Origin of the sequence: Mycolicibacterium llatzerense (assembly GCF_000878195.1) — a bacterium.
GTDB lineage: Bacteria > Actinomycetota > Actinomycetes > Mycobacteriales > Mycobacteriaceae > Mycobacterium > Mycobacterium llatzerense.
Map to the genome: position 1 here is coordinate 100,420 of NZ_JXST01000004.1, position 21,642 is coordinate 122,061.

Consider the following 21,642-nt stretch of genomic DNA (forward strand, 5'->3'; position numbering starts at 1 on the left):
AAAGAGGAGTGAGCATGCCGTCAAAAGCGAGCGTCGCGATCGTCGGCTCGGGAAACATCAGTACTGACCTGCTGTACAAGCTGCTGCGGTCGGACTGGCTCGAGCCGCGCTGGATGATCGGTATCGACCCGGAGAGCGAGGGCCTGGCCCGCGCCCGCAAGCTCGGGCTGGAGACCAGCGCCGAAGGCGCGGACTGGCTGCTGGCCCAGAGCGAGAAGCCGGACTTCATCTTCGAGGCCACCAGCGCCTACGTGCACAAGGCGTACGCGCCGCGGTACGAGGAAGCCGGCATCCGGGCCATCGACCTGACCCCGGCCGCCGTCGGCCCGGGCGTGATCCCGCCGGCCAACCTGCGGGCGCACCTGGATTCGATGAACGTCAACATGGTCACCTGCGGTGGCCAGGCCACCATCCCGATGGTCTACGCGGTGGCCCGTGCCGTCGAGGCGCAGGGCGGCGTGCCCTACGCCGAGATCGTGGCGTCGGTGTCGTCGGCTTCGGCCGGCCCCGGCACCCGGGCCAACATCGATGAGTTCACCAAGACCACCAGCGCCGGTGTGCGCAACATCGGTGGGGCTCGCGACGGCAAGGCCATCATCATCCTGAACCCGGCCGATCCGCCAATGATCATGCGCGACACCATCTTCTGCGCCATCCCCGAAGATGCCGACCACGCCGCCATCACCCAGTCGGTCAAGGACGTGGTCGCTGACGTGCAGACCTACGTGCCGGGCTACCGGCTGCTCAATGAGCCGCAGTTCGACGAGCCGTCGGTGGTCAACGGCGGCCAGCACGTCGTCAGCATCTTCGTCGAGGTGGAGGGTGCCGGCGACTACCTGCCGACCTACGCTGGAAATCTGGACATCATGACCGCCGCGGCCACCAAGGTGGGCGAAGAGATTGCCAAGGAAATCGTGGGAGCGAACGCATGAGCACCGCACTTGAACCCGGAGACATCTTCTTCGACGCCGCGTGGGACGTCCGGATGACGGACACCTCGCTGCGTGACGGCTCGCACCACAAACGCCACCAGTTCACCGGCGACGAGGTCCGCGCGATCGTCGGTGCGCTCGACAACGCCGGCGTTCCGGTCATCGAGGTCACGCACGGTGACGGGCTCGGTGGTTCGAGCTTCAACTACGGGTTCTCGAAGACCCCGGAGCAGGAACTCATCACCATCGCGGCCGAGACCGCGAAGACCGCGAAGATTGCCTTCCTGATGCTGCCGGGCGTCGGCACGAAGGAAGACATCCGCATCGCGCAGGGCAACGGCGGCTCGATCTGCCGCATCGCCACCCACTGCACCGAGGCCGACGTCGCGATCCAGCACTTCGGCTTCGCCCGCGAGCTCGGTCTGGAGACCGTCGGCTTCCTGATGATGAGCCACACCATCTCCCCGGAGAAGCTGGCCGCGCAGGCCCGCATCATGGCCGACGCCGGCTGCCAGTGCATCTACGTGGTGGACTCCGCGGGCGCGCTGGTGCTCGAAGGTGTCGCCGACCGCGTGGCCGCACTGGTCGCCGAACTCGGCAACGACGCGCAGGTGGGTTTCCATGGACACGAGAATCTCGGTCTGGGCGTTGCCAATTCGGTCGAGGCCGTGCGTGCCGGGGCCAAGCAGATCGACGGCTCCTGCCGCCGGTTCGGCGCCGGTGCGGGTAACGCGCCGGTCGAGGCGCTGGTCGGGGTGTTCGACAAGATCGGCGTCAAGACCGGCATCGACTTCTTCGACATCGCCGACGCGGCCGAAGAGGTCGTCGCCCCGGCGATGCCGGCCGAGTGCCTGCTGGACCGCAACGCGCTGGTGATGGGGTACGCGGGCGTGTACTCCAGCTTCCTCAAGCACGCGGTGCGCCAGGGCGAGCGCTACGGCGTGCCCGCCCACGAGCTGCTGCTCCGCGTCGGCCAGCGCAAGCTGATCGGTGGCCAGGAGGACCAGCTGATCGACATCGCGCTCGAGATCCAGCGGGAGCGGGCCGAGGGCAAGGCCTGACCGACCGAGACACGAAAACGCCGGCCGTCCCGAAAGGGGCGGCCGGCGTTTTGCGTAGCCGGGTCAGCTGTTGACGGAGTCGGCCGCGGTCTCGCAGCGTGCGACCAGCTCGGCCAGCGCCGCCGGCAGGCGATCGGCGATGCCGTGCGGATCCTTGACCTGGTCGGTGCAGGTGAGCACGCAGATCTGCATGCCGCCTTGGTAGCTCCAGCCGGTGATGTTCATGCCCATCGGGAAGACCAGCGGGCCGGTCGAGATCAGCTTCTCGACCGGGGCGCCGCCGAAGTACAGCGTCTGCTGCGGGCCGCGCATGTTCGACGCGATCATGCTGAACATCGGACGCTTCTTGACCTGCGCCCCGATGGTCGGCAGCACCCGCGAGTAGACCTTGAACAGCGGCCAGTACTCCATCCAGTCGTGCTGCAGCCAGGCATCGCGTTCGCTCTGCACCTCGCGGGCGGTGGCGGTGTTCGCCGCGATGGCCTTCAACCGCTCCACCGGATCGGCGATGTTGGTGGCCAGTTCGACGTTCCAGCGGGCCACCTTGTTGCCCCAGCGGTCGCCGTCCTGGGGGCGCATCGACACCGGCACCACGGCGGTCATGGTGTCGTCGCCGACCGGGCCGCGCGAGGCCTGGTACTCGCGCAGGACGGTGCCGCACATGGCCAGGAAGACGTCGTTGACGCTGACGCCGAACGCCTTCGTCACCCGCTTGATCTGGTCCATCTCGACGTTGACGAACGCGAATCCACGGTTGGCGGTCAGCGGCTCGTTGAACGGCAGAGCCGGCGGGATGAAGGCCTCGGCATAGCCGGGCTTGCCCGACTTCTGCCGGTCCTGGATGGTGCGGGTGACCTTGGCCGTACGTGCCACGACCTTCGGGAATTTGGTCAGCGACTTGACCTGCTGACGCGCCACCATCGGCAGCCATTCGGCGGCCGGCGGGCGGTGCTCGTCGGGCGCCGGGCGGGCCGACGGCTCGGGCAGCAGGTCGGCGGGGTCCTGGCTGTAGAACTGCTCGAGCAAATTCAGCGATGCCATGCCGTCGGCGACGGCGTGGTGGATCTTGAGCACGAGGGCGACGCGGCCGTCGGCCAGGCCGTCGATGTACCACATCTGCCACGCCGGGCGGCCCCGCTCGAGGGGCTCTTCGAAGAGTTTGGCGATCTCCGCGCCCAGCTCGCGGTCGGTGCCGGGAGCGGCGGCGGTGGCGCGCTTCATGTGGTAGTTCAGGTCGCCCCGGGGGCGGGTGACCCACCACGGCCGGCCGGCACCGAACCGCGGCGACATCAGTTGCCACTGCAGGGGCTCGACGCGGTCGACGAGTCCGGGCAATGCGGCCCGGACGGCCTCGAAGGTGATGGGTTCATGGCCCTGTGCGGGATCGAGCACGACGGCTTTGATGGTGTGCTGCGGCTGGACGGCACTTTCCCACGCCAGGAAGCTGTTGTCCTCGCCCGATAAACGTCGCATACATCACTATGAGGCCGAAAATGTGAGCCAGCGGACATGTTGTCTCGTTGATCGGGAACTACCTCTGAATTTCGGCTCGCACCCCATTTAGCGTGCTCACCATGAGCTGACTCGGCGTCGCGACGCGGAGCTGGAGGGGGCTTTGCCGGTCTGTGTCTGCACGCTTTTTTGAATGGAGTAGGGATATGCAACTGAGGAACAGCCGAGTTCTGGTCACCGGTGCCAGCCGTGGTCTGGGCAAGAACATCGCGCAGGCGATGGCTCGCCGCGGCGCTGACGTCGCGCTGGTTGCCCGGAACGCTGACCAGCTCGAAGAGCTCGCCAAAGAGCTCGGCGGCAAGGCATATCCGACCGATCTGATGGACCCCGCGGCCGCCGAAGCGCTGATCGACCGCGTGGAGGCCGACGGCCCCATCGATGTCATCATCAACAACGCCGGCGTCGACCGGGTCGGCCGCTTCTACGAGGCGTCGTCGCAGGATGTGCGAGACCTGTTGCAAGTCAACCTGATTGCGCCGATGGAGCTGTGTCGCCAGGTGATGCCGCTGATGATCAAGCGGGGCCGTGGCCACATCGTCAACGTGTCCTCGATGGGCGCCATCTCGACCGGACCGGGCGTCACCCTGTACGGCGCCTCCAAGGCCGGGCTCAGCCACTTCACCGCCGGCATCCGCTCCGAGCTGCGCCAGAAGCCGGTCAACACCACGCTGGTGCAGATCGGTGAGGTCAAGACCGACATGATCGACCACATCCGGTCGTTCGGGCCGGCCCGCCGCACCATCGAGCGGTCGCTCAAATTCCGGATGATCCCGCAGGAGCCGCTGGACGCCGACATGGTCGCCGAGGCCATCGCGGACGCGGTCGAGCACGAGAAGAAGCACGTCATCCTGCCCAAGCGGATCGCGGCGATGGCCTACCTCACGGAGACCCCGCGCCGGGTTTCCGAGCTGATGCTCACCGGTATCGACCAGGACAGCGACTAGTTGTGATGTCCGGGGAGGTTGTACCTCTGGTTATCGGTGAGCCTGTGTGACAGGGAAGGCCTCCGGTTGTGAAGTGGAGCTGTCTAGGAACCGCTTCACCAACCAGGAGGCCTTCGTGTCCCACGCTAACGCTGCTCTGACTCCGCGCGCTCGATTGAGACTCGCCCTGCTTGTCGTCGAGTCCGGCTGGACCTATGCGGCAGCGGCTAAGATGTTCATGGTCGCCCCGCGAACCGCCAAGAAGTGGGCCGACCGCTACCGCGCCGAGGGTGAGGACGGTATGGCCGACCGCAGTTCGCGGCCACTTGTCAGCCCCACCCGGACTGCGCCCCAGGTGGTGCGCCAGATTGTGGGTCTGCGGTGGCGACACCGGTACGGGCCTGTGCAGATCTCGGGACGCCTGGGCGTGCCGGCCTCGACGGTGCACGCGGTGCTGACCCGGTGTCGGATCAACCGCCTTTCTCACATCGACCGGGTTACCGGGGAGCCGCTGCGCCGCTACGAGCATCCTCATCCCGGCGCGTTGATCCACGTCGATGTCACTAAGTTCGGCAACATTCCCGATGGCGGCGGCCACCGATTCGTGGGCCGAGCACAAAGCAAGCGCAACGCGATCCAGACGGCCATCCGCACCGGCAACCGCGGTGACAGCACCGAGAACTGGCGTCCCAAGACCGGAACGGCGTTCGTGCACACCGTCATTGACGACCACTCGCGGGTCGCCTACGCCGAGATCTGCACCGACGAAAAGGCTGCCACCGCGGTCGCTGTGTTTCACCGCGCGGTCGCATGGTTCGCCGAGCGAGGCGTCACCGTAGAGCGCGTTCTATCCGACAACGGGGCCGCCTACAGGTCTTGCGCGTGGCGCGACGCCTGCGCCCAATTGCAGATCACGCCGAAGAAGACGCGCCCGTACCGGCCTCAGACCAACGGAAAGATTGAGCGATTCCATCGCACTCTGGCCGACGGCTGGGCCTACGCCCGGCTCTATGAGTCGACCGAACAACGCAACACGGCCCTACCGGGCTGGCTGCATTTCTACAATCACCACCGAGCCCACTCCGCCATCGGAGGCCAGCCACCAGTCACCCGACTGACCAACCTCCCCGGACATCACAACTAGTCATGGGTGGCGGGCGGGAGGCCCAGTGGACCTGACCGGCAAGGTCGCGATCATCACGGGCGCGGATCTGGCGGTCGACGGCGGCGCGAGCGCGGGCCGCATCCCGGTCGTCCCGACGTAACGAGCGACTTGTCAGACTTCCCCGGCAAGATGGGCGCATGGCCGGGGACGAATCAACGCTGGCGCCCGAGCGCCGACGGCGGGCCGGGTCGATGGAGCTGTTGCTCGTCGGCCTCGCCGGTCTGGCGCTGTCGGGTTCCTGGGTCAGCGGCCTACTGACCGACCACGCCCGCCTGGCCACCGCGGCCACGGTGTTCTGTGGGGTTTTCGTGCAGGCCCTGCCGTTCCTGGTGCTGGGCGTCATCGTCAGCGGCCTGGTGGCTGCGTATCTCACCCCGGAACGGCTGGCTCGCCTGCTGCCGCGCCGGCCCGCGCTCGCCGTGGCGGTGGCGGGTGTCGGCGGCGCCGCGCTGCCGGGATGTGAATGCGGGTCGGTGCCCGTGGCGCGCCGGCTGTTCAGCGGCGAGACGGCCGGGGCCGCCCTGACCTTCATGCTGTCGGCACCGGCGATCAACCCCGTGGTGCTGGTGGCGACAGCGGTCGCGTTTCCCGGCCAGCCGCAGATGGTGGTGGCCCGCTGCGTGGCGTCGCTGCTGACCGCCGTGGTGATGGGCCTGTTGTGGCAGCGCTGGGGCCGCGCCGAATGGGTGACCCGCACCCTGCCCACCCACCACGACGAGGGCGCGTCCCGATTCACCGTGTTCACCGAGGCGGCCCGGCACGACTTCCTGCAGTCCGCGGCCTACCTGGTGATCGGCGCCGGTGCGGCGGCCGTGCTGCGGGCGGCGGTGCCGCCGTGGGTGTTCGAGCATGTCGCCGGCAACCTGGCAGTCGGTGTGGTGACCATGGCGCTATTGGCCGTGGTGCTGGCGCTGTGCTCCGAGGCCGACGCGTTCGTTGCGGCCAGCCTCACCATGGTCCCCCTGGTGCCGCGACTGGTGTTCCTGGTGGTCGGTCCGGCGGTGGACGTCAAGCTGTTTGCGATGCAGGCCGGCGTGTTCGGCCGGCCGTTCGCGGTGCGATTCGCACCCGTGACCCTGGTGGTGGCCGCGGTGTGCGCCACGGCCGTCGGGCTGCTGGTGCTCGGGGACGTGCGATGAGCCGGGAAACGCAGAACATCCTGGTGCTGCTGATCGGGCTGAGCACGGGGTTGATCGCAGTGAAGGGCACCTACCTGAATTTCGTGAAACCGGCGCTGTTCCCGTGGCTGCTGGTGGCCGCCGTCCTGCTGGTGGCGCTGGCTCTGGTGTGTCTGGTGCGGGACCTGCGTCATGGGCCGCCGGGCGGGCACCACCACCGGGGCCTGCTGGTGTGGCTGCTGCTCGTGCCGGTGGCATTGACCGCGTTCGTCGCCGTGCCGCCGATGAGCCCGGTCGGTGCGGAGACGGTCACCGCCGCGGTGGCCCCGCCGAAGCGGGCGTTTCCCCCGCTCCCGGCCGACGGCGCGGTATCGCTGCCGGAGGTGGTGCTGCGGGCCGGCGCCGACTCCACGAAAAGCCTTGAGGGACGGACCATCACCGTCACCGGATTCACGATGGGCGGCGATCTGGCCCGGGTCGTGATCGTGTGTTGCGCCGCCGACGCGCAACTGGCCCGCGTCCACCTGACCGGCGCGGTCGGTCCGCACCCGGATGACACCTGGCTGAAGGTGCAGGGCAAGGTGATACCCGGGACGTCCAGCCCGTCCACGAATTTCGTCCCGACCATGGAAGTGACCAGTGCCGACCCAATCCCCAAGCCCCGCAACACCTACGCGTACTGACGCACAGGCGCTCCTCGAACAGCTCGCCGGTCCCGGCGCCGTGCTGCGCGACGACCAGTGGGTGGCCATCGAGGCACTGGTGGTGCAGGGCCGCCGGGCGCTGGTGGTGCAGCGCACCGGGTGGGGTAAGTCCGCGGTGTACTTCATCGCCGCCAAGCTGCTGCGGGCCGCCGGCCGCGGCCCGACGGTCATCGTCTCGCCGCTGCTGGCACTGATGCGCAACCAGGTGGCCGCTGCCGAACGAGCGGGCGTCCGCGCTGCCACGATCAATTCCAGCAACGTCACCGAATGGGACGAGGTGCACCAGCGAGTCTCCGCGGGCGACCTCGACGTCCTGCTCGTCAGCCCGGAGCGGTTGAACAATCCGGACTTTCGCGACACCGTGCTGCCGGCACTGGCCGCCGACGCCGGGCTGGTCGTGGTCGACGAAGCGCACTGCGTCTCCGACTGGGGCCACGATTTCCGTCCGGATTACCGGCGCATCCGCACCCTGATCGGTGAGTTGGGTTCGGGTATACCGGTTCTCGCCACCACCGCGACCGCCAACGACCGCGTGGTGCAGGACGTCGCCGCGCAGCTGGGCGTCGGCGGTGGCGACACCTTGGTGCTGCGCGGCGGGCTGGACCGGGAGTCGCTGCGGCTGTCGGTGGTACATGCCGGGGGACCGGCGCAACGCGCGGCTTGGCTTGCGGCGCACCTGGATTCGCTGCCCGGCTCCGGCATCGTCTACACCCTGACGGTGTCGCAGGCGCATGACGTCGCCGCGCTGCTGCGTGAGCAGGGGCACCCCGTCGCGTCCTACACCGGTTCCACCGAAGCCGCCGAACGCGAACAGCTGGAAGCCGACCTGCTGAACAACCGGGTCAAGGCGCTCATCGCCACGTCGGCGCTGGGCATGGGGTTCGACAAACCGGACCTGGGCTTCGTCGTGCACCTGGGTGCCCCGTCGTCGCCCATCGCGTACTACCAGCAGGTCGGCCGTGCCGGCCGTGCCACCTCCAGCGCGGAGGTGATCCTGCTGCCGGGTAAGGAGGACGCCGACATCTGGCGATACTTCGCCTCGGTCGCCTTCCCGTCGGAAGCCTTGGTACGCAAGGTGATTGGCGAACTCGAGATGGACCGGGCGCTGTCCACCGCGGCGCTGGAACCGCTGGTGGACCTGAACCGGTCACGGCTGGAGATGGTGCTCAAGGTGCTCGACGTCGACGGTGCGGTGCGCCGGGTCAAGGGCGGCTGGATCAGTACCGGCGAATCGTGGTCGTACGACGAGGAGCGCTACCGGAATCTGGACGCGGCGCGGCAGCGTGAGCAGCAGGCCATGCGGGACTACCAATCGACGACCGAGTGCCGAATGGTGTTCTTGCGCAGCCAACTCGACGATCCCGAACTCGACGGCCAAGGCTGCGGCCGCTGCGACAACTGCGCAGGTGCGCACTACACCGCGGACGTCGACGCCGGCGCCGCGTCGGCGGTACGGGACCAACTGATGCGACCCGGCGTCGAGCTCGCTACGCGAAAGCAGTGGCCGACAGGCCTGCGCTCCTTGGGAATTGAGTTGTCCGGGCGGATTTCCGGCGGAGCCGAGCCGGGTCGGGTGATCGGGCGCCTGACCGACCTGGGTTGGGGTGCTCGGCTGCGGCAGCTGTTGGACGGGCCCGACGGCGAGGCGCCCGACGAGGTGGTGCAGGCCGCGGTTGCGGTGCTGAAGGCCTGGAACTGGGATGCCCGACCGGTAGCGGTGATGGGCCTGGACTCCGACAGCCACCCGCAGTTGATCGGCTCGTTGGTGACCCGGCTGGCCGAACTCGGCCGGCTGCAGAACCTCGGCACGTTGCACTATCGGCCACAGCGGCGCCCGGTGACCGCGGCCAACTCGGCGTATCGGGTAGCGGCGCTGGTGGATTCGTGGGAGGTCCCCGTCCTGGATGTCAGCGGTCCGGTGCTGCTGGTGGACGACCTCGTCGATACCGGCTGGACCCTGACCATGGCGACGCAGGTGCTGCGCGCTGCCGGGGCGCCCGCAGTGCTGCCGTTTGGGATCGCGTCCGTCAGCTGACGGGTCGTTCGCCGAGCGGCCAGTTGGCGCACGCATTTTCGCAATATGCGTGCGATAGCTGGCCACTGAGCTAGGTCCGGCGCAGCCCCAGCTGGTCGAGCACCGCGTCGACGCCGCGTAGCCGGATGTCGCCGCGACGCACGGTCTCCCACTGGACGCGCGTCATCGTGAACTCCAGCATCGTGTCGAACACCCCGCGCCGCGATTGCCGCGACGAGCCGGTCTGTACGTAGGGCAGTGACCGGGTGACGCCGAGTGACGCCGCATTGTCGTGCCAGGCTCTGGTGCACGCCAGGTCGGCGTCGAAGCCGGCGAAGATCAGCTGCAGCGCGGCCGTGCGCATCTCCCGGCCGAGCCCGCGACCCTGATAACGGCGGCCAAGCCACGAGCCGGTGGACACCATCCGCCGCGCGGGGAAGCCGTCGCCGGTCACCACGCAGACGCCCACGGCCTTGTCGCCGACGACGACGGCCATCGGTACGTCCCAGTGCTCCGTCGACACCTCGGCGCGGGTCTGCTGGAAGTACTGGACGGTGTTGCGCTCCAGTTCGGGGGAGACCGCGTCGGTCCACGGGACCGAGAACGGCATGGTCGCCGGATCGTGGATGCCTTCGGCGGCCAGGTGGGCGAGCTCATCGGCCAGGCCATCGGTCACATGGCACAGCAGCAGGACCGGAGTGGTCACCTCCAGTTCCGCCAGAGGCCAGGACGAATGCTGCATGCCCAATAGCACCACAGTCGAGCTAATCCAGGAAAGCGAATACTTGCTGTGCGGAGCCACGCTGACCTGCAACTTTGAGCGCTTGTGTAACAGCAGTACCGCAGCGAGCGAAATACCCCCAGAGGCCGGGGAAGAAGGATGCGGCCAGAACCAAGGAGGATTCCATGACTCGTGCCGTTACCTTCGGCCGTTCCACCCTCGGCTTCATCGCCCTGGGCGCTGCCTGTGCCGCGCTGGTCGTGCCGCGCGCGTCGGCGGATCCGACGCCGGTGACGCCCACGCCGTCCACGACGGCCGCACCGACCACGTCTGCGACGGCTGCACCGACCACGACGGCCGCACCCACCACTTCCGCCACCGCGGCGCCGACGACAACCACGACGACCACCGTGGCGCCGGCCGCCACCGTCGCCGACTGCAGCACCGCGACGCTGGCCAAGACCATCAGCTCGGTCACCCTGCAGCTGTCGGACTACTTCGCTGCACACCCGGATGCCGACAGCTCGCTGCTCGACGCCACCCGTCAACCGGCATTCACCGCGATGAGCCAGTTCGACAACTACTTCAAGGAGCACCCGGACCAGGCCGACGCGCTGCGCGGCATCCAGGCGCCGCTGGCCGCCTTCAAGGATCGCTGCGGCCTGCAGGTCGCGCCGACCGACGCTCTCGCGGTGCTCAACGGCATTTAGCTCTCACTCGCCGAACGTGAGCGAATGTGTCAATCCACCAACGGATTTCGCACACAAGCTCACGTTCGGCCGGGCTGAGATCCGCCCAGCTGTGTCGTCAGCGTCGCGGCCGCGGCCACCAGCCCACGGGCGCGTTTACTGATTTCGGCATCGGTCAGCGCACGGCCGATCTGCAGTGACAGCACCATGACCTGACGCTGGTGATGGTCGAACACCGGCGCGGCGATGACGCTGATGTCGTGCTTGGATCGCCCGCCCGACTCGCTGGGCAGGTACACGCGCTCGCCGATGTCGGAGACGAGTTCGCCCAGCAGGACCCGTAATTCGTCGGGCAGGTTGCTCGACATGCCGGCCATCATGGCGTACAGCCGCCGGCCGCCGGGCGTCAGTCGCTCGACGAGGTAGCCCGATTCGCGGCACTCGGCAATCACTCGCTCCAGCCGCGCACTGTCGGTGCGCAGGGGGATCGTCGGCTCCTTGCCCAGCCAATCGCGGACCGCACGCTCGTCCCACAGCACGAACATGAGGCCGACCGGCGGGGCGAACGGGTAGCTCTGCCCGACCTGCACTGGTTCCGGACTGCCCTGCGGCGCAACGAGTTCCAGCAGCGTGATGCGGTCGTCGATCACCGCTGACAGCGCCGCTGTGGCATTGAACGTCTCCGACAGCCGGCGCAGTTCGGCCCGCGCGGCCGGGCTGATCCGCATGGACTCCTGCGCGGTATGGCCAAGGGTGATCAACCGCGGGCCCAGTCGGTAGGTCTTCTCGGCCGCGTCGCGCACCAGATAGCCGGCCTCGGCCAGCGTGGTGACGATGCCCAGACAGGTGGGCTTGCTGAGGTCGAGCCGGCGCGCCAATTCGGACAGCCCGAATTGTTCCTGGGGATGACTGGCCAGGAAATCCAGCACCGCCACGACGCGGGCGGTGGGCGGCGACGCGCGGCCGATGTCGGTCATGGCAAGGAATGTACGACACCGGTCCAAATATGGACCGGTGTCAGGGAGTTTGGCCGGCCTGTTGACCTGCGCGGCATTGACGACAACTGCAACGCGTTCTACTCTTCATTCGGAATATCTACCGATACGTTCCAATATTGGAACGGAAGGGTGCTACCGAATGTTCACGCAGTCGTTCATCGACGCCGTCGCCGAGGCGGAGCGCCTCGTCGCCGCCGCGCCGTTCATCGAAACCGAGGCCGACCTGCTCGAAGGCCTGCAGTACCTCGCCGGCTGTATCGCGTCGTGCACGCATGTCGCGTTCGACTTCGACAAGGACCACCCGTTCCTGCACAGCGGCACGGGCCCCTTCGAGAAGATGGGCCTCGACAACCCCGACACCATGTACTTCGGCACCCGCGTGCAGCCCGGACATGAATACGTCGTCACCGGGCGTCGCGGCACCACCACCGACGTCAGCTTCCAGCTGCTCGGCGGTGAATACACCGACGCCAACGTGCCGGATAGCGAGACGGCGTTCGACGACCGCAAGCTCGACATCGCCGCCGACGGCACGTTCGAGTGGCGGTTCACGCCGGCCACCCCGGCGCAGTTGGTGATCCGCGAGGTCTACAACGACTGGTCGGCGCAGCGCGGTTCGTTCGCCATCGCCCGGACGGACACCGCGGGGACCGCGCCGGACCCGTTGACCCGTGAGCTGATCGAGAAGCGGTACGCCGTAGCCGGTAAGCAGCTGGTGCAGCGGGTCAAGACCTGGCTGCAGTTCCCGAAGTGGTTCTACGACAACCTGCCGGTCAACACCCTGACCGCGCCGCGACTGACTCCTGGTGGATTGGCCACGCAGTACTCGGCCGTCGGGCACTACGACATGACTCCTGACCAGGCGATGGTCATCACGCTTCCGGTGACGGACGCGCCGTACCTGGGCTTCCAGCTGGGCAGCCTCTGGTACATCTCGCTGGATTACATCAACCACCAGACGTCGCTGAACGGCACTCAGGCGCAGGCGGATCCGGACGGCAAGATCCGGATCGTGGTGTCCGAGAACAATCCCGGCGTGACCAACTGGTGCGAGACGCTGGGCCACGCCAAGGGCTACCTGCAGTTCCGCTGGCAGCGGGTGTCCCGCGAGCTGACGGCCGAGGACGGCCCGACGTGCGAGGTCGTCACCCTGGATGAGGTGGCGTCGAAGCTGCCCTTCTACGAGAGCAACAAGATTTCCGACGAAGATTGGCGCGCGCGGATTGCGCTGCGGCAGAAGCTTATTGGCGATAGGATGGTGGGCTGACCGTGAGCGGACTGCTCGATGGCAAGGTAGTGGTGATCAGCGGTGTCGGGCCCGGGCTCGGGACGACGCTGGCCCGCCGATGTGCGGAGAACGGTGCCGACCTCGTGTTGGCCGCCCGCACGGTGGAGCGGCTGGAGCTCGTCGCCAAGCAGGTGACGGCGCTGGGTCGTCGCGCACTGGTTGTGGGCACCGACATCACCGACGACGAGCAGGTCGCCAACGTGGTGGCTCGCACCCTGGAGGAGTTCGGCAAGGCAGACGTGTTGATCAACAACGCGTTCCGGGTGCCGTCCATGAAGCCGTTCGCCAACACCACGTTCGAGCACATGCGGGATGCGATCGAACTGACGGTGTTCGGCGCGCTGCGCATGACCCAGGGCTTCACCCCGGCACTGGAGACTGCCAAAGGCTCTGTGGTGAACGTGAACTCGATGGTCGTGCGGCATTCGCAGGCCAAGTACGGCGCCTACAAGATGGCGAAGTCGGCGCTGCTGGCCATGTCCCAGACCCTCTCGACCGAGCTGGGCGAGAAGGGCATCCGGGTCAACTCGGTGCTGCCCGGCTACATCTGGGGCGAGACCCTGGAGGGTTACTTCGGCCACCAGGCGCAGAAGTACGGCACCACCGTCGAGCAGATCTACGCGGCATCGGCCGCCGGCTCCGATCTCAAGCGGCTGCCGACCGAGGACGAGGTGGCCTCTGCCATCCTGTTCATGGCCAGCGACCTGTCCAGCGGCATCACCGGCCAGGCCCTGGATGTGAACTGCGGGGAGTACAAGGCATGACACGCACCAACGTGGGCACCATCGAGGACCTGCACGCCTCGGCCGTGAAGGCCTGTGGGCTGGAGGATTTCGGCGGCGACGACGACAACTACCTGGAAGCCCTTGGCGTGCTGCTGGATGCGTACCAGCGCGAAGCCGACCTGACCGAGCTCGGCAGCAAGATGCAGCGGTTCTTCACCCGCAACGCCTTGGTGGCGCGGCTGGTGTCCAACGCCGCGTTCAAGCAGTACCCGCAGCACGCCGATGTGCCGATCGAACGGCCCATCTTCGTCACGGGCCTGCCGCGCACCGGCACCACGGTGATCCACCGGCTGCTGACTGCCGACCCGGCACACCAAGGGCTGGAGATGTGGCTGGCGGAGTTCCCGCAGCCGCGGCCGCCGCGTGAAACATGGTCGGAAAACCCGGTGTTCAGTGCGCTGGATGCCCGATTCAAGCAAGCGCACGAGGAGAACCCGGACTACACCGGGTTGCATTTCATGACCGCTGACGAGGTCGAGGAATGCTGGCAGTTGCTGCGGCAGTCGTTGCATTCGGTGTCGTACGAGACGCTGGCGCACGTCCCGAGCTACGCCCAGTGGCTGGCCCGTCAGGACTGGACCAAGTCTTACCAGCGGCACCGCCAGAATCTGCAGTTGATCGGACTCAATGAGCCCGAGAAGCGTTGGGTACTCAAGAATCCCAGCCACCTGTTCGCCCTCGAGGCACTGTTCAAGGTGTACCCCGACGCGCTCGTCGTACAGTGCCACCGGCCCGCCGAGACCATCATGGCGTCGATGTGTTCGCTGTCGCAGCACACGACCGCCGGCTGGTCGAACTCCTTCACCGGCAAGGTGATTGGTGACGACTCGCTGGAAACCTGGTCGCGTGGGCTGGAACTGTTCAATGCCGAGCGGGCGAAGCATGATCCCAAGCAGTTCTGCGATGTCGACTACTTCGAGTTCATCAAGGATCCGGTGGGCGCCGTCGAGGGCATCTACCGCACCTTCGACATCGAGTTCACCGATGCGGCACGGCAGGCGATGACCGACAGCCACGCCCAGAGTCAGCAGGGCCCGCGGGCCCCTAAGCACACCTACTCGCTGTCCGACTACGGGCTGACCGAGGAACAGGTCAAGGAGCGCTTCGCCAACCTGTAGTTGCCGACCAGACGTAAAACTGCCCCTTTTCAACCGAAAAGGGGCAGTTTTATGTCTGCTCGCGGGAGAACCTCGCGAGAGAACTCAGCCGTCGCCGGGGGAGGGGGCGGTGGAGAACTCCTCCAGGCACCCCTCGGCGACGGCATGCTTGATGCTGTCGGACATCTTCGGGCACGAGCGGCTGCGACTGGGGTCGCCGCCTCCGGCGCGGATCTCGCTGAAATACGCGCACCGCTGCGTCGCTCCCGAATTCCACTGCACCGCAGTGTGTTCGGGTCCCAGCTTCTTGACCGCCACCGTCGAGTGGCAGAACCGGCAGTCCACCGGAACCAGGCCCGCGGTCAGGTAGCGCTGGCGATCGGCCGCCGTGGCCTCGCGAACGGCGGCCAAGCGCACCGGGTCGTCGGCGAAATCTGGTGCCTTGGACCAGGATCCGCTCGCGGGTGAGTCGGACGCCGGATGTGCGTGGTCATCCTCGTCGCCGTGACCCATCAGCTGCAGCATCGAACGGGCCAGGCTCTCGGCATCGGGAGCCTGGGTCCGTTCGTCGTGCTGGGTCATCAGCTGGACTGCTCCGCGGCTTCCTTGGCCTCGGCCTGGATGCGGAGGTTTTCGGCGACCTCGCCCTGCCACTTCTCGTTGGCAACGGTGGTGTCGATCTCCAGCTCGAAGCGGTCGACCATGTCCGGCGTGATGTCGGCGACGTCGACGTAGAACTGCTGGTACCAACGACGCATCTGGTAGACCGCGCCGTCTTCCTCGACCAGCAGCGGGTTGTCGATGCGGGTCTTGTGCTTCCAGATCTCGACGTCCTGCATGAAGCCCTTGCTGACACCGTCGGTCATGGCGTCGGCCAGCTTCTGGGTGGTCTTCTCGTCCATGCCCTTGGGCTTTTCGACGATGACGCCCCACTGCAGCACGAATGCGTCCTGGCTGACCGGGTAGTGGCAGTTGATCAGGATCGACTCGGCCTTGTAGCCGCTGTAGTTGTTGTGCAGCCAGTTGATCATGAACGACGGCCCGAAGTACGAGGCCTCCGAGTCGAGGTGCGCCTCGCCGTATTGGGTGCCCATGCCACCGATATCCGGCCGGCCCACGTTGTGCAGGTACTGGCTGGCGATGTGGCCCTCGAAGACGTTCTTGAAGTACGTCGGCAGGCCGTAGTGGATGTAGAAGAAGTGCGCCATGTCAGTGACGTTGTCGATGATCTCGCGGCAGTTGCTGCCCTCGATCAGCATCGAGTTCCACTGCCACTCGGTCCACTCGTCGCTGGCCGCCTCGGGGATCTCCGGGATCCGGACCTCATCGGTCGGCGCGTTGCCCTCGTGGTCGTGCCAGACGAAGAGCAGGCCACCACGGACGTCGGTGTGCCAAGCGCGGGTGCGGGCCAGGCGCGGCGTGCGCTTGGCGTAGGGCACCAGCTGGCACTTACCGTCGCCGCCCCAGCGCCAGTCGTGGAACGGGCACGCGACCGCGTCGCCCTTGATGGTGCCCTGTGACAGGTCTCCGCCCATGTGGCGGCAGTAGCCGTCCAGGATTTTCAGGTCACCGTTCGAGTCCGCGAACACCACCAACTTGGTGCCGAATGCCTCGAATGAGTGCGGCTTGCCGTCCTGGAAATCCTTCACAGGACCCACGCAGTGCCATCCACGGGCAAAGCGGTCCGGCAGCGCGCCGGTATCGATCTCGCGAACCCCCGCGGTTTCGGTGCTCACCTTGGCCTCCCAATCTGTGCCGAGTAACTAGAACACGTTACAGTTTTTCCTTGGTGCAGCGCAATGCAAGCGTCCCGACCTGCGGTATATCTATGTCATGCCGCTTTACTCCTTCGAGGGCCGTAGCCCGGTCGTCGACCCCACGGCCTTCATCGCCCCCACCGCCGTCCTGATCGGCGATGTCCGCGTCGAGGCCGGGGCATCTGTGTGGTTCAACGCGGTACTGCGCGCCGACTACGCGCCCGTCGTCATCCGCAACGGCGCCAACGTGCAGGACGGGTCCGTGCTGCACGCCCCTCCCGGTATTCCGGTCGATATTGGGCCGGGCGCGACCATTGCCCACCTGTGCGTCGTGCACGGCGTGCATGTCGGTGCCGAGGCGCTGATCGCCAACAACAGCACGGTGCTCGACGGTGCGGTGATCGGTCGGCGCAGCCTCGTCGCGGCACACTCGCTGGTGTCCGCCGGAACCAAGATTCCCGACGAAGTGCTGGTCATGGGGTCGCCGGCCAAGATTCGCGGCCCAATTGCCGGGACCGGCGCCGAGACGTGGATCAACACCAACCCGCAGGCCTACCGCGAGCTGGCCGAGCGCTACCTGGCGGGGCTGCAAGAGCTGTAGGGCGGTTGCGTGCCGGATTTCACGGAAATCTGACATTCGGGCCGCGGTTCGGCCAAGACTGGGCCCATGAAGTTGCCGCTCTTTGTCTTGGCCGGTGCCGCAGTGGTGCTCACGGCCCCGCTCGCGCACGCCGCGCCGCCACCCAACTTTCCCGACTTCGCGAACTTCGACATCGTCACCAACACTCACCTGGCCCCCTACCGGAGCACCACGCAGCAGGTGGTGAAGTTCGCCACCCCCGACGGTCTGTCGTGCGACATCGGCGCACTGGCCGGGGCCGGGACGACGGTCCGCTGTTATGGGCCGGTGCCTGGAGCCGCGGGTGTGGCTGTCACTGTTGACCCCTCCGCGAAGGCGCCGTGCGATTTCGGGATGGCGCAGTTGCACGGAGCCAATGAGGGGACGATCAGCCGCTACCGCGGTGACTGCCCGACCGATCTGGCCGCCGGCGCACTGCTTGCGCCCACGCAGAAGGTGTCTCTGGGGACGGCCACGTGCGGCGTCGCCCCGGGCGGTGTCACCGCGTGCATCGACAGCACCGCCGGCGGCCACGGCTTCGTCCTGCAACCCTCAGGGTCGTGGACGTTCTAGCTACGACGAGCGCGGAGCCTCCCAGAAGGCGCGCAGCGCCAGCAGCTGCCCGGCTTCGTTCGCCCGATAGGTGAAGACGCCTGGAGTCGTGAAGTCGCGCCCGGCGATGGTGGTCACGATGTTGCCGACGTTGGCTTCCTCGTCACCGCACTGGTAGGTGGTCTCGAAGTTGAACACCAGCTTGTCGGCGGGAGCGATCGCCTTGTCCCAGAAGGCCGAAATGGCTTCCTTGCCGCGGTGTCCCTTGCCCTCGGGATCGAGGAACGACGGTCCGATCGGGTCTTGCACGATGGCGTCGTCGGCGAAATTGGCCAGCCAGGCTTCCTTGTCGCGGGCGGCGACGGCATCGCGGGAACGCTTGCCGGCGAGGTGCGCGGGATGATTCGGATCGGAAACTGCCATGTCAGTCCTTTCCGGGCTTGTCGCTCGAGACCACCCACATCGAGTAGTACTGTGCGCCACCGCCATACGCGTGGCCCAGCGCCTTTCGGGCGCCCTCGACCTGGTGGTCACCGGCCTTGCCCATGACCTGGATGGCCGACTCGGCGAACCGGATCATGCCGGATGCGCCAATGGGATTGGAGCTCAGCACACCGCCGGAGGCGTTGAACGGAATCTTGCCGCCGATGGCCGTCTCGCCGGCCTCGGTGAGCTTCCAGCCTTCGCCTTCCGCGGCAAAGCCCAAGTTCTCCAACCACATCGGTTCGAACCACGAGAACGGCACGTACACCTCGGCCACGTCGATCTCATCGATCGGGCTCGTGATGCCGGCGTCGCGCCACAGGGCAGCGGCCGCATCGCGGCCGGCCTGCGGGTTCACCTGGTCGCGACCCGAGTAGGCCAGCGGTTCGGTGCGCAGCGCGGTGGCGTGAATCCAGGCGACCGGATGTCCCTCGGCGACGCGGGCGTCGGCGACTTCCTCGTTGCCGATGACCAGTGCGGCAGCACCGTCGGAGGACGGGCACGTCTCGTCGAAACGGATTGGGTCCCACAGCATCTGGGAGGCCATCACCTTCTCGACGGTGATATCGGGCTGGTGCAGGTGGGCCAGCGGGTTCTTGGCGCCGTTGAGCCGGTCCTTGACCGCCACAATGGCACCGATGTTCTCCGGCGCGCCCGAGCGGCGGATGTAGGCCCGCACGTGCGGGGCGAAGTAACCGCCCGCGCCGGCGCCCACCGGCTTGGTGAACGGCACTGGAATCGACAGCGCCCACATGGCATTCGACTCCGACTGCTTCTCCCAGGCCATGGTCAACACGCGGCGGTACTTGCCGGACTTGACCAGACTGGCGGCGACGATTGCGGTCGAGCCACCCACCGAACCCGCGGTGTGCACGCGGATCAGCGGCTTGTTGGTGGCGCCGGTGGCGTCGGCCATGAACAGCTCGGGCATCATGACGCCCTCGAAGAAGTCCGGTGCCTTGCCGACCACGACGGCGTCGATGTCGGCCATGGTGCACCCGGAATCCGCGAGCGCTCTATCGATGGCTTCGCGCACCAGGCCGTTCATCGACACGTCGAGTCGCTTGGCGACGTACTTGGTCTGTCCGGTGCCGAGGACGGCGGCGAGGTTCTTGGACATTATTTGCCCTCCAGGACGGCAATCAGATTCTGTTGCAGCGCAGGACCACTCGTGGCGTGGGCGAGCACCCGGTTCGCCGATCCGTTGAAGATGTGCTCGGCGGCGAAGCCGATGCGCTCCAGGCCGGCGGAGAACATCGGGTTGGCGGCCAGGGCGCCACCGGACGGGTTGACCTTCGTCGAGTCCTTCAGCCCGATCGCCTCGGCGAGGATCAGCTGCTGGTGGCTGAACGGTGCGTGCAACTCGGCGATGTCGATCGAGCCGACGTCCCCACCGGTGGCGGCGGCGGCCGATGCGGCGGTCGAGGTCGAGACCGTCAGGTCACGGGCGCCCAGGATCGGGGTTTCGATGCGGTGCTCGAAACCGGTGATCCACGCGGGGTTTTCGCGCAGTTCCCGCGCCTTGTCTGCCGAGGCCAGCACGATCGCGGAGGCGCCGTCGGTGATCGGCGCGATGTCGTGGCGGCGCAGCGGGTCGGCAAAGAACGGACGGTCCAGCAGCTCACTCACGGTGGCCGCGGACTCGAGCCGGTCGACGCGCTCGGCGACGGCGAACGAATCCAGCGCCACCTGAGCCATCTGCTCGGCGGTCCACTTCCCGGCGTCCAGGCCGAATCGGGCCTGCAGACCTGCCATCGAGACGGCGTCCGGCCACAGCGGCGAGACGGTGTACGGGTCGGTCTGCAGGGCCAGCACCCGGCGCAGGGTGCCGGCGCTGCCCTTGCCGAAGCCGTAGACCAACGCGGTGTCGACCTCGCCGGTCAGGATCTTGATGTAGGCCTCATACAGCGCCCAGGCCGCGTCCATCTCCACGTGCGATTCGTTGATCGGCGGGATGGCGCCGATCGAGTCGATCGCCGAGATGAACGAAAATGCCCGGCCGGCAAGGTAATCCGAAGAACCGGAGCACCAGAAGCCGATATCGGCCTGCTTCAGACCCAACTCGGCGTACAGCTTTGCAAAACACGGCATCAGCATCTCGACGCCGTTCGTGGTGCCATCGGTGCGGCGCACATGCGGGGCATGTGCGAACCCGACGACCGCTACTTCACTGGAAGTCATTGTGGCCCTTTACAGGTGGTGCTTGTACGAGTCGTAGTCGGCGTCGGGTTCGCCGGACGGTTTGAAGTGCGAGATGTTGTCGATGCCCAGACCCCACTCCTCGCGGGGCTTCCACACCGCTTCCACCCGCATGCCCATCCGGACGTCAGCCGCATCGATCTCGGTGACCAGGTGCAGGAACGGGATGTCGGCGCCGTCGAGCAGCACGTAGGCGGCCACATACGGCGGCTTGATGCGCTGCCCGGCGAACGGGATGTTGATGATCGCGAAGGTGGTGACGGTGCCGCGGTCGACCAGCTCGACGAATTCGTCGAGTTCCAAGCCGGTGGCCGGGTCGGCCTCCTTCGGCGGGAACAGCACCGCGCCGGGCTTGCCGTCGCGGCCGGCCTTGGTGCGGGCACCGAGCAGCTTGCCCTCCTGCAGACCACGCAAGAACACGGTCTCGGGATGCGAAGCGGTGTGCTGGATTTCGATGGACGACGGCACGACCAGCATGGTCACGGGGTCGCGATCGTCGGTCGGCAGCGGTTCTTCTGCGTCCTCACCGGGCACGAAGTACGCGATGTCGGTGATGGCACCGACGGGCTCATCGACCCAGTGCGCGCGGACGCGGTCGCCGGACTTCAGAGAGCCCTCCGGAGCGTCGACCGCGTGCAGCAGCGGGGTGTCGGCGCCGTCGAGCTTGATCAGCGCCCAGGCGAACGGCTTCTGCAGGGGCTGCCCTTCCAGGGGTTCGGGCTGCCAGGTCCACGACACCACGGTGCCGACGCTGGCAACCGGAACGACCTCGGTCAGGGCCTCGTAGGTGACAGGGTCATACTCGGCTGGAGGTACGTGGACCCGGCCGTCCGAACCGCGGGTGCCGACGACGCGTCGTCCGCGCAGCGCGGTGAAGAACTGACTCAGGACCGGACCCACTGAACGGGTGTAGTCGAATGACAGTCTCAGCGGAGCTGAAAGGGGCGGCTCATGGCCTGCCATCTGGGCTGGGCTGCTTTGGCTAGCGCTCACGGCATCGAGTAGAACAGGTTCTAACAATCGTG

Annotated in this window: 22 protein-coding genes; 13 read left to right on the top strand and 9 right to left on the bottom strand. The window is 67.1% G+C overall.

Annotated elements, in window-relative coordinates; translation table 11 throughout:
• Nucleotides 1-14 precede the first annotated feature (14 nt).
• Both TL10_RS03945 and dmpG read left to right on the top strand, forming a co-directional pair.
• The gene (locus tag TL10_RS03945; protein ID WP_043398321.1) at nucleotides 15-932 is read left to right on the top strand and encodes an acetaldehyde dehydrogenase (acetylating); all 918 of its coding nucleotides are present in this window, start codon (nucleotides 15-17) and stop codon (nucleotides 930-932) included.
• Complete coding sequence (gene dmpG / locus TL10_RS03950; protein ID WP_043984584.1) at nucleotides 929-1,993, top strand: 4-hydroxy-2-oxovalerate aldolase; 1,065 nt, start codon at nucleotides 929-931, stop codon at nucleotides 1,991-1,993. The genes TL10_RS03945 and dmpG overlap by 4 nt, the downstream gene beginning before the upstream one ends.
• Nucleotides 1,994-2,056: 63 nt before the next feature.
• On the opposite strand, the gene TL10_RS03955 is transcribed toward dmpG, so the two are convergent.
• On the bottom strand, nucleotides 2,057-3,466 hold the full coding sequence (locus TL10_RS03955; RefSeq protein WP_043984585.1) for a wax ester/triacylglycerol synthase family O-acyltransferase: 1,410 nt from the start codon (nucleotides 3,464-3,466) through the stop codon (nucleotides 2,057-2,059).
• Nucleotides 3,467-3,651: 185 nt separating this feature from the next.
• On the opposite strand from TL10_RS03955, the gene TL10_RS03960 reads away from it, so the two are divergent.
• The 5 genes from TL10_RS03960 (at nucleotide 3,652) to TL10_RS03980 (ending at nucleotide 9,450) form a co-directional block, all read left to right on the top strand.
• Nucleotides 3,652-4,449: an SDR family NAD(P)-dependent oxidoreductase gene (locus tag TL10_RS03960; RefSeq protein WP_043984586.1), complete on the top strand. Its 798-nt coding sequence runs from the start codon at nucleotides 3,652-3,654 to the stop codon at nucleotides 4,447-4,449.
• Nucleotides 4,450-4,564: 115 nt separating this feature from the next.
• Nucleotides 4,565-5,572, top strand: a complete 1,008-nt coding sequence (locus tag TL10_RS03965) for an IS481 family transposase (protein WP_110788958.1) — start codon at nucleotides 4,565-4,567, stop codon at nucleotides 5,570-5,572.
• 158 nt (nucleotides 5,573-5,730) lie between these two features.
• A complete protein-coding gene (locus tag TL10_RS03970) occupies nucleotides 5,731-6,732 on the top strand; it encodes a permease (protein WP_043984588.1) in 1,002 nt (333 codons plus the stop codon).
• Nucleotides 6,729-7,394, top strand: a complete 666-nt coding sequence (locus TL10_RS03975) for a TIGR03943 family putative permease subunit (protein WP_043984589.1) — start codon at nucleotides 6,729-6,731, stop codon at nucleotides 7,392-7,394. Before TL10_RS03970 ends, TL10_RS03975 begins: the two co-directional genes overlap by 4 nt.
• Complete coding sequence (locus tag TL10_RS03980) at nucleotides 7,351-9,450, top strand: RecQ family ATP-dependent DNA helicase (RefSeq protein ID WP_043984590.1); 2,100 nt, start codon at nucleotides 7,351-7,353, stop codon at nucleotides 9,448-9,450. Before TL10_RS03975 ends, TL10_RS03980 begins: the two co-directional genes overlap by 44 nt.
• A 70-nt stretch (nucleotides 9,451-9,520) precedes the next feature.
• On the opposite strand, the gene TL10_RS03985 is transcribed toward TL10_RS03980, so the two are convergent.
• The gene (locus tag TL10_RS03985; RefSeq protein WP_234711360.1) at nucleotides 9,521-10,135 is read right to left on the bottom strand and encodes a GNAT family N-acetyltransferase; all 615 of its coding nucleotides are present in this window, start codon (nucleotides 10,133-10,135) and stop codon (nucleotides 9,521-9,523) included.
• A gap of 200 nt (nucleotides 10,136-10,335) precedes the next feature.
• Here TL10_RS03985 and TL10_RS03990 point away from each other — a divergent pair, with 200 nt between their 5' ends.
• The gene (locus tag TL10_RS03990; protein WP_234711361.1) at nucleotides 10,336-10,860 is read left to right on the top strand and encodes a hemophore-related protein; all 525 of its coding nucleotides are present in this window, start codon (nucleotides 10,336-10,338) and stop codon (nucleotides 10,858-10,860) included.
• Nucleotides 10,861-10,919: 59 nt separating this feature from the next.
• Here the strand turns inward: TL10_RS03990 and TL10_RS03995 are convergent, their stop codons facing one another.
• Nucleotides 10,920-11,816, bottom strand: coding sequence for an IclR family transcriptional regulator (locus TL10_RS03995; RefSeq protein WP_043984592.1), 897 nt, complete (start codon nucleotides 11,814-11,816; stop codon nucleotides 10,920-10,922).
• 160 nt (nucleotides 11,817-11,976) lie between these two features.
• On the opposite strand from TL10_RS03995, the gene TL10_RS04000 reads away from it, so the two are divergent.
• Genes TL10_RS04000 through TL10_RS04010 form a run of 3 tightly spaced genes read left to right on the top strand, consistent with a single transcriptional unit; the run spans nucleotide 11,977 to nucleotide 15,028 of the window.
• Nucleotides 11,977-13,104 carry a hypothetical protein gene (locus tag TL10_RS04000; RefSeq protein ID WP_043984593.1) on the top strand — a complete coding sequence of 376 codons (1,128 nt, stop codon included), beginning with the start codon at nucleotides 11,977-11,979 and terminating at the stop codon, nucleotides 13,102-13,104.
• 2 nt (nucleotides 13,105-13,106) lie between these two features.
• The gene (locus TL10_RS04005) at nucleotides 13,107-13,889 is read left to right on the top strand and encodes an SDR family oxidoreductase (protein WP_043984594.1); all 783 of its coding nucleotides are present in this window, start codon (nucleotides 13,107-13,109) and stop codon (nucleotides 13,887-13,889) included.
• Nucleotides 13,886-15,028, top strand: coding sequence for a sulfotransferase family protein (locus tag TL10_RS04010; RefSeq protein WP_043984595.1), 1,143 nt, complete (start codon nucleotides 13,886-13,888; stop codon nucleotides 15,026-15,028). The genes TL10_RS04005 and TL10_RS04010 overlap by 4 nt, the downstream gene beginning before the upstream one ends.
• A gap of 84 nt (nucleotides 15,029-15,112) precedes the next feature.
• Here TL10_RS04010 and TL10_RS04015 read toward each other — a convergent pair whose 3' ends face one another.
• Nucleotides 15,113-15,589, bottom strand: a complete 477-nt coding sequence (locus TL10_RS04015; RefSeq protein WP_043398133.1) for a hypothetical protein — start codon at nucleotides 15,587-15,589, stop codon at nucleotides 15,113-15,115.
• Nucleotides 15,589-16,743 (bottom strand): 3-ketosteroid-9-alpha-monooxygenase, oxygenase component, encoded by a 1,155-nt coding sequence (locus TL10_RS04020; RefSeq protein WP_043984596.1) that lies wholly within the window; start codon nucleotides 16,741-16,743, stop codon nucleotides 15,589-15,591. Before TL10_RS04020 ends, TL10_RS04015 begins: the two co-directional genes overlap by 1 nt.
• Before the next feature lie 97 nt (nucleotides 16,744-16,840).
• Between TL10_RS04020 and TL10_RS04025 the strand changes: the two genes are divergently transcribed.
• Nucleotides 16,841-17,365: a gamma carbonic anhydrase family protein gene (locus tag TL10_RS04025; RefSeq protein ID WP_043398138.1), complete on the top strand. Its 525-nt coding sequence runs from the start codon at nucleotides 16,841-16,843 to the stop codon at nucleotides 17,363-17,365.
• Between the two features lie 66 nt (nucleotides 17,366-17,431).
• On the top strand, nucleotides 17,432-17,956 hold the full coding sequence (locus TL10_RS04030; RefSeq protein ID WP_043984597.1) for a hypothetical protein: 525 nt from the start codon (nucleotides 17,432-17,434) through the stop codon (nucleotides 17,954-17,956).
• Here TL10_RS04030 and TL10_RS04035 read toward each other — a convergent pair whose 3' ends face one another.
• Genes TL10_RS04035 through TL10_RS04050 form a run of 4 tightly spaced genes read right to left on the bottom strand, consistent with a single transcriptional unit; the run spans nucleotide 17,957 to nucleotide 21,610 of the window.
• On the bottom strand, nucleotides 17,957-18,358 hold the full coding sequence (locus TL10_RS04035; protein WP_043984598.1) for a nuclear transport factor 2 family protein: 402 nt from the start codon (nucleotides 18,356-18,358) through the stop codon (nucleotides 17,957-17,959).
• A 1-nt stretch (nucleotide 18,359) separates the two neighbouring features.
• The gene (locus tag TL10_RS04040; protein WP_043398146.1) at nucleotides 18,360-19,538 is read right to left on the bottom strand and encodes a thiolase family protein; all 1,179 of its coding nucleotides are present in this window, start codon (nucleotides 19,536-19,538) and stop codon (nucleotides 18,360-18,362) included.
• Complete coding sequence (locus TL10_RS04045) at nucleotides 19,538-20,599, bottom strand: thiolase family protein (protein ID WP_043984599.1); 1,062 nt, start codon at nucleotides 20,597-20,599, stop codon at nucleotides 19,538-19,540. The genes TL10_RS04040 and TL10_RS04045 overlap by 1 nt, the downstream gene beginning before the upstream one ends.
• A gap of 9 nt (nucleotides 20,600-20,608) precedes the next feature.
• Entirely contained in the window at nucleotides 20,609-21,610 is a 1,002-nt protein-coding gene (locus tag TL10_RS04050; protein ID WP_043984600.1) for a Zn-ribbon domain-containing OB-fold protein, read from the bottom strand.
• Nucleotides 21,611-21,642: the final 32 nt, after the last annotated feature.

Bases quoted from the DNA above. Each gene is read 5' to 3' on its own strand.
- TL10_RS03945 (WP_043398321.1), top strand. From the start codon at position 15: ATGCCGTCAAAAGCGAGCGTCGCGATCGTCGGCTCGGGAAACATCAGT.
- TL10_RS04015 (WP_043398133.1), bottom strand. From the start codon at position 15,589: ATGACCCAGCACGACGAACGGACCCAGGCTCCCGATGCCGAGAGCCTG.
- TL10_RS03960 (WP_043984586.1), top strand. From the start codon at position 3,652: ATGCAACTGAGGAACAGCCGAGTTCTGGTCACCGGTGCCAGCCGTGGT.
- TL10_RS04025 (WP_043398138.1), top strand. From the start codon at position 16,841: ATGCCGCTTTACTCCTTCGAGGGCCGTAGCCCGGTCGTCGACCCCACG.
- TL10_RS04010 (WP_043984595.1), top strand. From the start codon at position 13,886: ATGACACGCACCAACGTGGGCACCATCGAGGACCTGCACGCCTCGGCC.
- TL10_RS04040 (WP_043398146.1), bottom strand. From the start codon at position 19,538: ATGTCCAAGAACCTCGCCGCCGTCCTCGGCACCGGACAGACCAAGTAC.
- TL10_RS03995 (WP_043984592.1), bottom strand. From the start codon at position 11,816: ATGACCGACATCGGCCGCGCGTCGCCGCCCACCGCCCGCGTCGTGGCG.
- TL10_RS04030 (WP_043984597.1), top strand. From the start codon at position 17,432: ATGAAGTTGCCGCTCTTTGTCTTGGCCGGTGCCGCAGTGGTGCTCACG.
- dmpG (WP_043984584.1), top strand. From the start codon at position 929: ATGAGCACCGCACTTGAACCCGGAGACATCTTCTTCGACGCCGCGTGG.
- TL10_RS03955 (WP_043984585.1), bottom strand. From the start codon at position 3,466: ATGCGACGTTTATCGGGCGAGGACAACAGCTTCCTGGCGTGGGAAAGT.
- TL10_RS03970 (WP_043984588.1), top strand. From the start codon at position 5,731: ATGGCCGGGGACGAATCAACGCTGGCGCCCGAGCGCCGACGGCGGGCC.
- TL10_RS04000 (WP_043984593.1), top strand. From the start codon at position 11,977: ATGTTCACGCAGTCGTTCATCGACGCCGTCGCCGAGGCGGAGCGCCTC.
- TL10_RS04035 (WP_043984598.1), bottom strand. From the start codon at position 18,358: ATGGCAGTTTCCGATCCGAATCATCCCGCGCACCTCGCCGGCAAGCGT.
- TL10_RS04045 (WP_043984599.1), bottom strand. From the start codon at position 20,599: ATGACTTCCAGTGAAGTAGCGGTCGTCGGGTTCGCACATGCCCCGCAT.
- TL10_RS03990 (WP_234711361.1), top strand. From the start codon at position 10,336: ATGACTCGTGCCGTTACCTTCGGCCGTTCCACCCTCGGCTTCATCGCC.
- TL10_RS03975 (WP_043984589.1), top strand. From the start codon at position 6,729: ATGAGCCGGGAAACGCAGAACATCCTGGTGCTGCTGATCGGGCTGAGC.